Below are 14,197 nucleotides of genomic sequence, written 5' to 3'. Positions count from 1 at the left end.
TTATGGCGCGGGCGCTTTGCTCCCTGACACCGCCACAACGAGGGTACTTGCATGTCCCAACAATTCGATTACATCATCGTCGGTGCCGGCTCGGCCGGTAACACCATCGCCACCCGCCTGACCGAAGACGCCAACGTCAGCGTGCTGCTGCTCGAAGCTGGCGGCCCTGACTACCGCTTCGACTTCCGCACCCAGATGCCGGCCGCGCTGGCCTTCCCGCTGCAGGGCCGTCGCTACAACTGGGCCTACGAAACCGATCCTGAGCCGCACATGGACGGCCGTCGCATGGAATGTGGCCGTGGCAAAGGCCTGGGTGGCTCGTCGCTGATCAACGGCATGTGCTACATCCGCGGCAACGCCATGGACTTCGATGGCTGGGCCAAGCTGCCAGGCCTGGAAGACTGGACCTACCTCGACTGCCTGCCGTACTTCAAAAAGGCCGAAACCCGCGATATCGGCCCCAACGATTATCACGGCGGTGACGGTCCGGTCAGCGTTGCCACGCCCAAAGCCGGCAACAACCCACTGTTCCACGCCATGGTCGAAGCCGGCGTACAGGCTGGTTACCCGCGTACCGAAGACCTCAACGGCTACCAGCAGGAAGGCTTCGGCCCGATGGACCGTTCGGTGACCAAGAACGGCCGTCGCTCGAGCACCGCCCGCGGCTACCTGGACCAGGCCAAGAAGCGCCCCAACCTGACCATCGTCACCCACGCCCTGAGCGACCGCATCCTGTTCGAAGGCAAGCGTGCCGTCGGCGTGACTTACCTGGTCGGCGACAGCGAAGAGCGCATGGAAGCCCGTGCGCGCAAGGAAGTCATCGTCAGCTCCGGCGCGATTGCTTCGCCGCAACTGCTGCAACGCTCCGGCGTCGGCCCGCGTGCACTGCTCGAAAGCCTCGACGTGCCCGTGGTACACGACCTGCCAGGCGTTGGTGAAAACCTGCAGGATCACCTTGAACTGTACCTGCAGTACGCCTGCACCCAGCCAGTCTCGCTGTACCCATCGCTGCTGTGGTGGAACCAGCCGGCCATCGGTGCCGAATGGCTGTTCAACGGCACCGGTATCGGCGCCAGCAACCAGTTCGAGGCGGGCGGCTTCATTCGCTCCCGGCCTGAATTCGAGTGGCCGAACATCCAGTACCACTTCCTGCCGGTGGCGATCAATTACAACGGCTCGAATGGCGTCAAGGAACACGGTTTCCAGGCGCACATGGGCTCGATGCGCTCGCCTAGCCGCGGCCGTATTCAGCTCAAGTCCAAGGACCCGCGCCAGCATCCGAGCATTCTCTTCAACTACATGGCGACTGAACAGGACTGGCAGGAATTCCGCGACGGTATCCGTTTGACCCGCGAGATCATGGCCCAGCCTGCGCTGGACCAGTACCGCGGCCGCGAAATCAGCCCGGGCGCCCACGTGCAAACCGATGAAGAGCTCGACAAGTTCATCCGCGAGCATGCCGAAACCGCATTCCACCCGTCCTGCTCGTGCAAGATGGGCACCGACGAGATGGCCGTGGTCGACGATCAGGGCCGTGTGCATGGCATGCAAGGCCTGCGGGTGGTCGATGCGTCGATCATGCCGATCATCATCACCGGCAACCTCAATGCCACCACGATCATGATCGCCGAGAAAATCTCCGACAAGATCCGTGGCCGCCAGCCGCTGCCGCGCAGCACCGCCAAGTACTACGTGGCCAACGGCGCGCCGGTCAAAGGCAAGCCGATGCGGGAAGTGAAGCAGCCGTAACTCAGGCTAAATGGGGTCGCTTTGCGGCCCCAATCGTTACGTCGGCAGCGGAAAGAACCGCCGCATCAATGAATCATCTCCGCCTGCCCCCAACCGCTGCGCCAGCACCTCCCGATCAAACACCTCGCCACTACGCAGATCATGCACCAGGCCTCCTTGCAGAGGCTGCGCCAGCGCCCTCAGGCGCACCTCGATAAAGCGATACCGCGCATTGTCGACGGCGGTGATGCGCGTGACCTCGACATAGCGCCCAGGTAGCATCAACGACTCAGCCTCATCAGGTCTGCTGGAAAACGCCGCGACCGGTGTCGCCCGCACATGCTCGCCTGGTTCCAGCACGTATACCACCGCGCCATCATCAAAGGCTGGCCTGCCGGATATCTGCACCTCAGGGCTGTTGAACACCTCCCAAAGCACATAGGGATTCTCGGTGAACGAGGTGAACTCGGTACTCACCAGTACATCTCCCACCGCGACCTGACCACTGCGGAAAACCGCAGTACCGGTGCTGCGCATACCTGAAGCAGCGCGATACAAGGTGACCGGGCTGTGCTGACCAATCTGCTCGAGTGCCTCGGCCAGGGCATGGCTACGGTCGATACAGACCGCCAGCCGATCGTCCAGTGGTAGCCCGCGCCACAGGTTGTTGTAGCGCTGCGGCGCATGGCTGTACTCGGCTATCGCCGGCGCGCCATAGCCGAGTTCATCGCGATAGACCGCGTAAGGCTCACTGAACGCATCCAGATACCACCCGCGCTCATCGACCTGGCCGGCGTCGGCCCACGGCACCCGCGCCAGCGCCGTTTGCTGACGGGCCAGAGCTTGATCGGAACGGAGCAACAGCGCGTCAGCGGCGGGCTGCATGAACTCTTCCCAGCTGTCGTCGGCAATCGCCAGCGGCGCCTCGAGCGTGCGCGGCGGTGGTAACCGACCTGGAGCAAACAGCTCGGTGGAGCGCATCAGTGCGCTGTCCAGGAGGATGAACAGGATATCCAGCAACACCGCCCACCAGGCAGCTGCGCGCCACTCGCGCTTACCATTGATGGCCTGGTCCACATGCAGCGCGAGGCAACCGGCACCGATGCCCAACGCTGTCAGGGCCACAGGCCAACCCGCAATGCTCATGGGCGCCAGGATCAATGCCGCAGTTTGCAGCCCCGACAGCCAGCGCTGCCTGCGTAACTGAGCGTTGGTGGTAAGGCGCTCATCGGCATCACTGGCCAGGGTAACCAACGCCTGATCACGCAGGCGCACGAACACATCTCCGCGCAGCGGCTGGCTGCTGATCAGCAGCGTATGATCGGGCCGCGCCAGCAAGTCCAGGTACTTCTGCAGACGCGGGCGCAGCGACTGGCTCAGCAAGTCACTGCCGACAAAATCGCTCATCAACCGCTCCTGCCCCTGCGCTGTTGCCGCTTGCTCGACCAGCCACGCCTCAAGCGTCTGCTCATCGTTGAGCAGCACCATGCCGGCATGCTCGCCTGCCAGATACAGGCAGCGTTTGCCACTGGGCAACGTACGCAGCAGCAGGGTTCGCGCCGCAACCCCGCCCAGACTCAGGCGAGCCCAACCGCTGAGGTGGTTGTCGCCATACGACAGGCGCAGAGCCTTGCGGGTCGCTGGCAACTGCGAGCGGACCAGCGAGGCCGCGAGTATTTCGTGCCGCTCATCGTTGCTCAGTGCAGCCTGGCCGAGTACAGCCAGAAACCGCGAGCGGGCTAACAGGCAGAAGTCCTCGCCGCGCTCGGCGCGAAACTGCGCCAAACGCTTGCGGTAGGTTGCCGCGAAGTCCATCGCCCAACACTGCTCCAGCACGCTCTGGGCCGCCAGACGCAGCTCGTTGCGCTCATCGAAAACGGTATGGCTGGCGTCCACTCGATAGAAGCCGCCGTACACCGACAACTGGTCGATATTGGCCTGTTGCGCCGGGCTGAAGCGCTGGATCATCAGCTCGGTCAGGCTCATCGAGCGCCGCGGTGGGCCGCCGTGGCAAAAACCGGTGTAGGTCCGCGGGCTGCTGCTGGCGCTGTCGAACTCATGCCAGAACACCTGATCAGGGTCGAGCCAGTGACCGAGCTGACGGCGCAGCACATGGCCGGCGGCCTGACGGGCCAGCCCATGCAGGTCAGGGAACTGGCCCAGATAACGGCGGGCAATGTCCGCCAGAGGCATATCGTCGGGGTGGATCATGCGCGGTGGCCTGTGCAAATGGGAGCCCGCACTTCAACCTGGATGCCGCATCAATATGCGGTAACGCTTTACAGCCCGCGAGCGCCTCGGGTTAGAATCAGTTGGCACGCAACCTGCGTAACAGCGCCGCCTGTCCCCCCGTTTCTCCGGAGTACCGCCCTTGGATGCAAGCACCATCAACAGCCTGTTCCTGATCGGCGCATTGCTGGTGGGTGCAAGTATTCTGGTCAGCTCGCTGTCATCGCGCCTGGGCATTCCGATTCTGGTCATCATTCTGGCGGTCGGCATGGTGGCCGGCGTCGACGGCGGCGGGATCATTTTCAACAACTACCCGACTGCCTACCTGGTGGGCAACCTGGCGCTGGCGGTAATCCTCCTCGACGGCGGCCTGCGCACACGGGTGGCGAGCTTTCGCGTAGCGCTGTGGCCGGCGCTGTCGCTGGCCACGGTCGGGGTATTGATCACCACGGCGCTGACCGGCATGGTCGCGGCCTGGCTGTTCGATCTGAGCCTGATCCAGGGCCTGTTGATCGGCGCCATCGTCGGCTCGACCGACGCTGCGGCGGTGTTCTCGCTGCTCGGTGGCAAAGGCCTCAACGAGCGGGTCACCGCCACGCTCGAGATCGAATCGGGCAGCAACGACCCGATGGCGGTATTCCTCACCGTAACCCTGATCGACATGATCGCCAGCGGCCAGACCGGCCTGCACTGGAGCCTGCTCACTCACCTGCTGCGAGAGTTCGGTATCGGCGGCCTGCTGGGTTTGGGCGGCGGCTGGCTGATGCTGCAGATGGTCAACCGCATCAACCTCGCCAGCGGCCTCTACCCGATTCTGGTAGTGGCTGGCGGGCTGGTGGTGTTTTCGCTGACCAACGCCCTGCACGGCAGCGGCTTCCTCGCGGTTTATCTGTGCGGCCTGGTGCTCGGCAACCGGCCGATCCGCAGCCGCCACGGTATTTTGCACATGCTCGACGGCATGGCCTGGCTGGCGCAGATCGGCATGTTCCTGGTGCTCGGGCTGCTGGTCACGCCACATGACCTGCTGCCGATTGCAGTGCCGGCGCTGGGCCTGGCGCTGTGGATGATCCTGGTGGCGCGGCCGCTGTCGGTGTTCGCCGCGCTGCTGCCATTCAAGGCCTTCCATGACCGCGAAAAGGGCTTCATTGCCTGGGTCGGTTTGCGCGGCGCGGTACCGATCATTCTGGCCGTGTTCCCGCTGATGGCGGGGCTGCCGCAAGCGCAGCTGTTCTTCAACCTGGCCTTCTTCATCGTGTTGATCTCGCTGCTGGTGCAGGGCACCAGCCTGCCGTGGATGGCCAAGCTGCTCAAGGTCACGGTACCGCCAGACCCGGCACCAATCTCGCGCTCGGCGCTGGAGGTACACATCACCAGCGAGTGGGAGATGTTCGTCTACCGCCTCGGCGCAGAAAAGTGGTGCATCGGCGCCGCCCTGCGCGAGCTGAAGATGCCCGAAGGCACGCGGATTGCCGCGCTGTTTCGCGGCGAGCAGCTGCTGCACCCATCCGGCAGTACCGTGCTCGAAGTGGACGACATGCTCTGCGTGATCGGCCACGAGCATAACCTGCCGGCGCTGGGCAAGCTGTTCAGCCAGGCGCCACAACGTGGCCTGGACCTGCGCTTCTTTGGCGACTTCGTTCTTGAAGGCGATGCCGAACTGGGCCAGGTGGCAGCACTTTATGGCCTGCAACTGGACGGTTTGAACGCCGATATGGCGCTGGCGCAGTTCATCCGACAAAAGGTCGGAGGCGCTCCAGTAGTAGGCGATCAGATCGAATGGCACGGCACAATCTGGACGGTCGCAGTCATGGACGGGAACAAGATCGACAAAGTCGGCGTCAAATTCCCCGAAGGAACTCGCCCCGGCCCGGGCTTGTTCCTGTAGCCCTCGACTTGCCTCGTATCACACGAACCCCTGACAAGACTCTGCTTATGTCCCTGCGCGTGCACCTTCGCGCAGCCCTGCTCGGGCTGTGCCTGTCCCTCTCTTTCGGCGCCACCGCTGCGGAGGCCCCGACCACTGCCAGCGTGCAGAACAGCCTCGACAAGATCGCCGAGCGCAAGCTGCCCGAGGCTGACCAGAAGAGCCTGCAGCAAGTGCTCGAGCAGACCCTGAGCCTGCTCGCCAGCCAGCAGGACAGCGCGGCCAAGCTCAAGGCGCTGAAGCAGCAGTTGGCCGACGCGCCGCGCTTGACCAGCGAGGCCCAGCGCGAGTTGGCCAAGCTCAAGGCGAGCAAGCCGGCCCCAGTCACCCAGCGCTACGCCAACCTGAGCGTGCCGCAACTCGAGCAACTGCTCAGCGAGCGCAGCACGCTGCAAGGCGAGCTGCAAAAGGCGCTGGCCGATGCCAACAGCCTGATGATCAGTTCGCAGACCCGCCCGGAACGGGCGCAAGCGCAGATCAGCAGCAACCAGACGCGCATCCAGCAGATCAACAGCAGCCTCAAGTCCGGCAAGGACGCTGGCAAGGCCCTCTCCGCCGACCAACGCAATCAGCTCGCCGCCGAGCTCGCCTCGCTCAACGCGCAAACCCTGCTGCGCCGCCAGGAACTGGCCGGAAACGGCCTGCTGCAGGACCTGGGCAGCGCTCAGCATGACCTGCTGGTCGAGCGCACCGCGCGCCTGGAGCAGGAAATCCAGCAACTGCAGACGCTGATCAACGACAAACGCCTTGCGCAGTCGCAGCAAGCGGTGACCCAGCAATCGCTGGAAGCGCAGAAGTCCGGCGGCAGTGTCCTGCTGGCCAATGAGAGCGCCGCCAACCTCAAGCTCTCCGACTACCTGCTCAAGAGTACCGACCGGCTCAACGAGCTGACCCAGCAGAACCTCAAGACCAAAACTCAGCTCGACAGCCTGACCCAGGCCGATCAGGTGCTTGATGAACAGATCGACGTGCTCAAGGGCAGCCTGTTGCTGTCCAAGATCCTCTACAAGCAAAAACAGAGCCTGCCGCATTTGAAGCTCGACCGCGATCTGGCCGACCAGATCGCCGATATCCGCCTGTATCAGTTCGAGGTCAATCAGCAGCGCGAGCAGATGAGCAGCCCCGTCAGCTACGTCGATGGCGTGCTCGCCAACCAGCCTGCCGAGGACGTCACGCCCGAACTGCGCAAGGCACTGTTGGAAGTGGCCATCACCCGCAGCGACCTGCTCGAACGGCTCAACCGTGAGCTTTCGGCATTGCTCAACGAATCGATCACCCTGCAGCTGAACCAGAAGCAGCTGGTCAGCACCGCTCAGGGGTTGCGCACCACCCTGGAAGAGCAGATGTTCTGGATCCCCAGCAACAAGCCGCTGGACTGGGAATGGCTGAGCAGCGTGCCCGGGCGCTTGATCGATCAGGTGGCCAACCTGCCGTGGGGTTCGGGCGTCACGGAACTGCTGCAGGGTCTCAGCCTGCGACCGTTGCTGTTCGTGCCGCTGTTGCTGCTGATCGGCGCCCTGCAATGGCGCCGGCGCTATCTGTATCAGCGCCTGAGCAAGGTGCACATGGACATCGGCCACTTCAAGCGTGACAGCCAGTGGCACACGCCGCAGGCGCTGCTGATCAACGTGCTGCTGGCGATGCCGCTGAGCCTGGCCCTGGCACTGTGCGCGTACATCCTCCAGGTCGATGCACGCGGGCAGAATGCCAACCTGAGCGCCGCCTTGTGGCAGTTGGCCCAGGCCTGGCTGGTTTTCTATACCGCCTACCGGATTCTCGCGCCGGGCGGCGTGGCCGAGGTGCATTTCCGCTGGCACAAGCCGCAGGTGCAGTTCCTGCGCGGCTGGGTGCGGCGTCTGGGTACCGTGGTGCTGGCGCTGGTCGGGGTGGTCGCCGTGGCCGAACACCAGCCGTCGGCGCTGGCCAGTGACGTGCTTGGCATCGGCGTCGTACTGACCTGCTATGCCTTGATGGCCTGGTTGCTCAGCCGCCTGCTGTTGAGTAGCCCGGCGCACCGCGACACGTCACTGTTTCGCAAGATCGTCGGGGTGGCCTTCACGGCGCTGCCGATGGCGTTGTTCGTGGCCGTGTGCTTCGGCTACTACTACACCGCCCTGAAACTCACCGACCGTTTGATCTACACCTTGTACCTGCTGCTGTTCTGGCTGGTGATCGAGGCAGCGTTCGTACGCGGCCTGTCGGTTGCCGCGCGGCGCCTGGCCTATCAGCGCGCGCTGAGCAAGCGCCAGGCAAGCAAGGAAGGGCTCGACGGCGAAGTGATCGTCGAGGAGCCGACCCTGGATATCGAACAGGTCAACCAGCAGTCGCTGCGCCTGATCCGCCTGGCCCTGCTCGGCGGCTTCATCGGTGGCCTGTACTGGGTCTGGGCAGACCTGCTTTCGGTGTTCGCCTACCTCAACAACTTCACCCTTTACGAGTACACCAGCGGTACCGGCGCCGCCGCCAGCATGGTGCCGATCAGCCTGGGTGACCTGCTCGGCGCACTGGTGATCATCGGCATCACCTTCGCCCTGGCCGGCAACCTGCCGGGCCTGCTCGAAGTGCTGGTGCTGTCACGCCTGAACCTGGCGCAGGGCAGCGCCTATGCCACCACCACACTGTTGTCCTACGTGATTGCCGGGGTCGGTTTCGTCAGTACCTTGTCGACCCTTGGCGTCAGCTGGGACAAGCTGCAATGGCTGGTGGCTGCACTGTCGCTGGGGATTGGCTTTGGCATGCAGGAAATCTTCGCCAACTTCATCTCCGGGATCATGATCCTGTTCGAGCGCCCGGTGCGTATCGGCGACACCATCACCATCGGCAACCTGTCCGGCACGGTGAGCAAGATCCGCATCCGCGCCACCACCATCACCGACTTCGACCGCAAGGACATCATCGTCCCCAACAAGACCTTCATCACCGGCCAGTTGATCAACTGGTCGCTGACCGATACGGTCACCCGGGTCACCCTGAAGCTGGGGATCGACTATGGCTCGGACCTGGACCTGGTGCGCGAGCTGCTGCTCAAGGGCGCCCACGACAACCCGCGCGTGCTGAAAGACCCAGAACCGCTGGTGTACTTCCTCAACTTCGGCGAGAGCTCGCTGGATCACGAGTTGCGCATGCACGTGCGCGACCTCGGCGACCGCAACCCGACCCTGGACGAGATCAACCGCTACATCAGCCGCGAGTTCAAGGCCCACGACATCAAGATATCAGTGCGCCAGGTCGAAGTGTTCCTGATGGACACCCAAGGCCACAAACAGAAGCTGATCGCCGTTGAAGGTGGCGACGGGACAAAACCCGAAGGCACTCAACCGTTCTGACTGGACTCAAACCGGCATGCACCGCACACTCGCGGCGAGGGCCTGGCCCTCGTCCGCCATGCCAGGAGCCGGCCCGTGAAAGCCCTAGACCAACTGACCTTCGACAATCGCTTCGCCCGCCTCGGCGATGCCTTCTCCACTCAGGTACTGCCTGACCCGATCGCTGAGCCGCGGGTGGTAGTGGCCAGCGAGTCGGCGATGGCCCTGCTCGATCTCGACCCGGCGCAGGCAGCGCTGCCGCTGTTTGCCGAGCTGTTCAGCGGCCACCAGTCCTGGCAAGACGCCGACCCACGGGCGATGGTCTACTCCGGGCACCAGTTCGGCGGCTACACGCCGCGTCTGGGCGATGGCCGCGGATTGCTGCTGGGCGAAGTAGTCAACGATGCCGGCGAGCACTGGGACCTGCACCTCAAGGGTGCCGGGCAAACGCCTTATTCGCGTATGGGTGATGGCCGCGCCGTGCTGCGCTCGTCGATCCGCGAGTTCCTCGGTTCCGAAGCCCTGCACGCCTTGGGCATCCCCAGCAGCCGCGCGCTGTGCGTGATCGGCTCGAGCACGCCGGTGTGGCGTGAGACCCAGGAGAGCGCGGCAATGATCCTGCGCCTGGCACAGAGCCATATCCGTTTTGGCCACTTCGAGTATTTCTATTACACCCGCCAGCCAGAACAGCAGCAGCTGCTGATCGACCATGTGCTGGAGCAGCATTACCCTGAATGCCGCAGCGCCGAGCAACCGTACCTGGCGATGTTCCAGACCATCGTCGAGCGCAACGCCGAGTTGATCGCGCGCTGGCAGGCCTATGGCTTCTGCCATGGGGTGATGAACACCGACAACATGTCGATCCTGGGCATCACCTTCGACTTCGGCCCGTTTGCCTTCCTCGACGACTTCGACGCCAACTTCATCTGCAACCACTCTGACAATCAGGGGCGTTACAGCTACAGCAATCAGGTGCCCATCGCCCACTGGAACCTCAGCGCACTGGCCCAGGCTTTGACTCCGTTTGTCGAGGTCGAGGCACTGAAGCAGGCGCTGGGCCTGTTCCTGCCGCTGTACCAGACCCACTACCTCGACCTGATGCGCCGCCGCCTGGGCCTGACTACCGCCGAGGACGACGACCTGCAATTGGTCGAAACCCTGCTGCAACGTATGCAGAGCGGCGGCGTCGACTACACGCTGTTCTTCCGCCGGCTTGGCGATCAGCCCGCCGCAGCGGCCCTGCAGGTAGTACGCGACGATTTTGTCGATCTGGCCGGCTTCGATGCCTGGAGCGCGACCTATCTGGCCCGCTGTGAGCGCGAGCCAGCCAACGCCGAGGGCCGCCGCGAGCGTATGCATGCGGTCAACCCACTGTACGTGCTGCGCAATTACCTGGCACAGAAGGCCATCGAAGCGGCCAATGGCGGTGACTACACCGAAGTGCGCCGCCTGCATCAGGTGTTGAGCAGGCCGTTCGAAGAACAGCCGGGCATGCAGGCCTACGCCGAGCGCCCGCCGGAGTGGGGCAAGCATCTGGAAATCAGTTGCTCGTCGTGAGTAACTTTTGAGGACGTCGGGGGGCGCTATGCGCCCCTTTCGCGACACAAGGCCGCTCCTACAGCGCAATACCGACGTACGCGGTCAACTGTAGGAGCGGCCTTGTGTCGCGAAAGGGCTGCAAAGCAGCCCCAGAATTTCCGGTCAGAATCGCATTCATAAGGAGTCACAATGTCCGATCCACTCGTGATCCCCTGCCCACACTGCAACGGCCTCAACCGCCTGCCGGCCGAGCGCCTGAACGACACGCCCAAATGCGGCCGCTGCAAACAGGCCGTGTTGCTGAGCCGGCCGTTCGATCTGAGCGAGGCAAACTACGCCAGCCAGATCAAAGGCGATCTGCCCTTGTTGCTGGACGTCTGGGCCGACTGGTGTGGGCCGTGCAAGTCGTTCGCGCCGATCTTCACCCAGGCAGCGGCGCAACTGAGCGGTCGCTGCCGTTTGGCCAAGCTCGATAGCGAAGCCAACCGCAATCTGGCCAGCCAACTGGGCATCCGCTCGATCCCAAGCTTGATCCTGTTCAAGAACGGTCGCGAAATCAGCCGTCAGGCTGGCGCATTTCCACTCCACTCATTACTGGAGTGGCTGCGCAGCCAGGGCGTTTAGGCGTTTTCTTCGAGCAACGCGTGCAGCTCGACGAACTGCTGGGTCAGCTTGTGCCGCGGATCCAGGTGGATCAGCGGCAGGCTGGCATGGTGCGATTCGCGCATCTTCACCGAGCTGGTCAGGTACACCGGCAACACCGGCAGGCCCTCTTCGATCAGCTCATCGAGCATCTGCTGCGGCAGGCTGGCGCGTGACTGGAATTGATTGACCACAATGCCTTCGACCAGCAGGTCTTCGTTGTGGTCGTCCTTCAACTCTTCGATCTCGGCCAGCAGGCCGTACAGCGCCTGGCGCGAGAAACTGTCGCAGTCGAAGGGGATCAGCACTCGGTCGGCCGCGATCAACGCTGATACCGCATAGAAATTCAGCGCCGGCGGGGTATCGATGTAGATCCGATCGTAATCCTCGTCGAGCTCTTCGAGCAATTTGCGCAGCTTGTTGATCTTGTGCTTGGCCTCGAGCTTGGGCTGCAGGTCGGCCAACTCCGCCGTGGCGGTAACCACGTGCAGGTTGTCGAATGGGGTTTCGTAGATATCGACCTTGTTCTTCTTCGAGAACGGCCCAGTCGACAGGCTCTGCTTGAAGAAGTCGGCGATGCCCATGGGGATGTCGTCGCCGGTCAGCCCGGTCAGGTACTGGGTCGAGTTGGCCTGGGAGTCCAGGTCGATCAACAGGGTCCGGTAGCCTTCGTTGGCGCTGACCGCTGCCAGGTTGCAGGCAATGCTCGATTTGCCCACGCCACCTTTCTGATTGAATACCACGCGCCGCATGAGAGACCTCCGTGTATCAACGAATGCCCGAGTATGTGGCGAGGCCCGTGCATTGGCCAGCGCCACTTCGCTTAAGCCGCTCAAACGGCAGCCGACATGCGGGCTGCACCGCTTGTCGGAATTTGCCTGCACCACATGTCGGCGTTGTGCAAAACGTAAATGAACTTGTCTGATGGCGATTATGTAACCAGCAATTGCTAGACATCGCTGGCGCCGTGATAATGCGCGCCACTCGGCGAATATGCCAACCCTGTCAGGTCGTTGTTACGAGTCATTCCTCGGCAAGGCAGTCCTTCAGGGCGGAATAAAAAGCACCGTGATCACCTTCGATATCAGCCAATGGCGTGCCTGGGCTCCAGGCCTGGTGACGCCTGCCGACTGGCAGGCGTGGGCCCAGGGCAGCCGACACAGCTGCAGTGAAGCGGCGTCGCCAGACGTCTCGTTCCTGCCGGCCATGCAGCGCCGTCGCCTGAGCAATCTGGCGCGCATGGCCTTTGCTGTCGGCTGGCCGCTGGCTGAAGGGTACGAGGCACTGCCGCTGGTATTTGCCTCGCGTCATGGCGAAACCCCGCGCACCTTTGCCATTCTCAGTGACCTGGCTGATCAGCAACCGTTGTCGCCGACCCAGTTCAGCCTGTCGGTGCACAACGCGGTAATCGGGCTGTGGTCGATCCTGCGCGGCGAAACCAGCGAGATGACCGCCATCGCCGCCGCCGGCGATGGCCTTGAGCAGGGCCTGCTGGAGGCTGCGGCGCTGTTGGCGGAGGGCGCGCCGGCGGTGCTGCTGATCGTCTGCGAAGAACTGCCGCCGGCGGTCTACGATGCCTGGGTCGACGATGTGCCTTTCGCCTACGCCCTAGGCCTGTTGGTCACCCCGGGTCAGCAGTGGCAACTGAGCCCTGGCCCGGCAGCCACGCAGTCGTTGCCGGCCGCCCTGCCACATGCCCTGAACTGGCTGCAGGCCACACTGAACGGCGTGAATTGCTTCACTCATACCTGGAAGCGGCGGTCATGGACCTGGCAACGGCAGCCGTGAGCAAGCCCCGCGATCACTACTACTGGCGCCTGCTGGCGACAGCTGCGTGCTTTTGCCTGTTTGGTCTCGGCGGCCTGTGCCTGCGCCTGCTGGTGTTTCCGTTGCTCAGTTGCCTGCCGGGCGGAGTGGTGCGTCATCGTCAACGCGCGCGCTACACCATCAGCTGGCTGTTCTGGCAGTTCGTACGGGTGATGCGGTTCAGTGGCGTGCTTACCTACCAGATCGACGGCGCCGAGCGCCTCGGTCGCCCCGGGCAGATGATCATCGCCAACCACCCCTCGCTGATCGATGTGGTGTTTCTCATCGGTCTGGTGCGTCAGGGCAATTGCGTAATCAAGCAGAGCCTGTTCGACAACCCCTTCACCCGCGGTCCGGTCAGAGAAGCGCAGTACCTGGGCAACGATGGCAGCATGGACATGCTCGACAACGCCGTGCAATGCCTGCGCGATGGCCAGCCGCTGGTGATATTCCCGGAAGGCACACGCACCCCGCCCGGCCAGGCGCCGGCCTTTCATCGCGGCGCCGCCGCGATTGCCCTGCGCGGTGCGAAGATCATCACCCCCGTAACCATCAAGGTCAGCCCGACCACCCTGACCAAGAACGAACCCTGGTACCGCATCCCTCAGCGCCGCGTGCACTTGAGCCTGAGTGTCGGCGCCGATATCGACCCACAAACGTTCGCCGCCCTCGGACCTGCGCCAAAGGCGTCGCGCGCACTCAACGATTATCTGCATCAGTACTACATCAAGGAGCTCGCCATCGATGAGCGATCCACAGCAAGACCTTAACCGTGACCTCAAGCAATTGATCATCGACGCACTCGGCCTGGAAGACATAGCCGTGGACGACATCGACGACCAGCAACCGCTGTTTGGCGACGGCCTGGGCCTGGACTCGGTGGACGCTCTCGAGCTCGGTCTGGCGATACAGAAGCGCTATGGCATCAAGATCGACGCCGACGCCAAGGACACCCGCAACCATTTCAGCAGCGTCGCCGCACTGGCGGCGTTCGTCACTGCCCGCAACGCCGCCTGAGAACTCA

Annotated in this window: 10 protein-coding genes; 8 read left to right on the top strand and 2 right to left on the bottom strand. The window is 63.4% G+C overall.

The features are described from left to right. Positions 1-51: 51 nt before the first annotated feature. On the top strand, positions 52-1,749 hold the full coding sequence (gene betA, locus CXQ80_RS00980) for a choline dehydrogenase (RefSeq protein ID WP_101315586.1): 1,698 nt from the start codon (positions 52-54) through the stop codon (positions 1,747-1,749). 36 nt (positions 1,750-1,785) lie between these two features. Here the strand turns inward: betA and CXQ80_RS00975 are convergent, their stop codons facing one another. After that, positions 1,786-3,939: a dermonecrotic toxin domain-containing protein gene (locus CXQ80_RS00975; RefSeq protein WP_101315584.1), complete on the bottom strand. Its 2,154-nt coding sequence runs from the start codon at positions 3,937-3,939 to the stop codon at positions 1,786-1,788. Between the two features lie 160 nt (positions 3,940-4,099). Here CXQ80_RS00975 and CXQ80_RS00970 point away from each other — a divergent pair, with 160 nt between their 5' ends. The 4 genes from CXQ80_RS00970 to trxC all read left to right on the top strand — a co-directional run bounded on the left by CXQ80_RS00970 (position 4,100) and on the right by trxC (position 11,349). Further along, entirely contained in the window at positions 4,100-5,842 is a 1,743-nt protein-coding gene (locus tag CXQ80_RS00970; protein ID WP_101315582.1) for a potassium/proton antiporter, read from the top strand. Positions 5,843-5,889: 47 nt separating this feature from the next. After that, on the top strand, positions 5,890-9,207 hold the full coding sequence (mscK, locus tag CXQ80_RS00965) for a mechanosensitive channel MscK (protein ID WP_101315579.1): 3,318 nt from the start codon (positions 5,890-5,892) through the stop codon (positions 9,205-9,207). Between the two features lie 75 nt (positions 9,208-9,282). Then, positions 9,283-10,743, top strand: a complete 1,461-nt coding sequence (gene selO, locus CXQ80_RS00960; protein ID WP_101315577.1) for a protein adenylyltransferase SelO — start codon at positions 9,283-9,285, stop codon at positions 10,741-10,743. 171 nt (positions 10,744-10,914) lie between these two features. Continuing rightward, positions 10,915-11,349, top strand: a complete 435-nt coding sequence (gene trxC, locus CXQ80_RS00955) for a thioredoxin TrxC (RefSeq protein ID WP_101315575.1) — start codon at positions 10,915-10,917, stop codon at positions 11,347-11,349. On the opposite strand, the gene CXQ80_RS00950 is transcribed toward trxC, so the two are convergent. Then, positions 11,346-12,119 (bottom strand): ParA family protein, encoded by a 774-nt coding sequence (locus CXQ80_RS00950; protein WP_101315573.1) that lies wholly within the window; start codon positions 12,117-12,119, stop codon positions 11,346-11,348. The two genes, trxC and CXQ80_RS00950, sit on opposite strands and share 4 nt — an antisense overlap. A gap of 316 nt (positions 12,120-12,435) precedes the next feature. Between CXQ80_RS00950 and CXQ80_RS00945 the strand changes: the two genes are divergently transcribed. Genes CXQ80_RS00945 through CXQ80_RS00935 form a run of 3 tightly spaced genes read left to right on the top strand, consistent with a single transcriptional unit; the run spans position 12,436 to position 14,190 of the window. Further along, positions 12,436-13,155 (top strand): beta-ketoacyl synthase chain length factor, encoded by a 720-nt coding sequence (locus tag CXQ80_RS00945; RefSeq protein WP_256585649.1) that lies wholly within the window; start codon positions 12,436-12,438, stop codon positions 13,153-13,155. Further along, entirely contained in the window at positions 13,131-13,943 is an 813-nt protein-coding gene (locus tag CXQ80_RS00940) for a 1-acyl-sn-glycerol-3-phosphate acyltransferase (RefSeq protein ID WP_101315570.1), read from the top strand. The genes CXQ80_RS00945 and CXQ80_RS00940 overlap by 25 nt, the downstream gene beginning before the upstream one ends. Then, entirely contained in the window at positions 13,918-14,190 is a 273-nt protein-coding gene (locus CXQ80_RS00935; protein ID WP_101315568.1) for a phosphopantetheine-binding protein, read from the top strand. The genes CXQ80_RS00940 and CXQ80_RS00935 overlap by 26 nt, the downstream gene beginning before the upstream one ends. Positions 14,191-14,197: the final 7 nt, after the last annotated feature.

This window comes from Pseudomonas sp. 02C 26 (assembly GCF_002843585.1).
Taxonomy (GTDB): domain Bacteria; phylum Pseudomonadota; class Gammaproteobacteria; order Pseudomonadales; family Pseudomonadaceae; genus Aquipseudomonas; species Aquipseudomonas shirazensis.
Note: the sequence above shows the minus strand (reverse complement) of the source record. Positions and strands in the feature narration are given on the sequence as shown.

Coding starts and splice junctions, on each gene's coding strand:
- betA (WP_101315586.1), top strand. CDS start 52: ATGTCCCAACAATTCGATTACATCATCGTCGGTGCCGGCTCGGCCGGT.
- CXQ80_RS00975 (WP_101315584.1), bottom strand. CDS start 3,939: ATGATCCACCCCGACGATATGCCTCTGGCGGACATTGCCCGCCGTTAT.
- mscK (WP_101315579.1), top strand. CDS start 5,890: ATGTCCCTGCGCGTGCACCTTCGCGCAGCCCTGCTCGGGCTGTGCCTG.
- trxC (WP_101315575.1), top strand. CDS start 10,915: ATGTCCGATCCACTCGTGATCCCCTGCCCACACTGCAACGGCCTCAAC.
- CXQ80_RS00950 (WP_101315573.1), bottom strand. CDS start 12,119: ATGCGGCGCGTGGTATTCAATCAGAAAGGTGGCGTGGGCAAATCGAGC.
- CXQ80_RS00940 (WP_101315570.1), top strand. CDS start 13,131: ATGGACCTGGCAACGGCAGCCGTGAGCAAGCCCCGCGATCACTACTAC.
- CXQ80_RS00935 (WP_101315568.1), top strand. CDS start 13,918: ATGAGCGATCCACAGCAAGACCTTAACCGTGACCTCAAGCAATTGATC.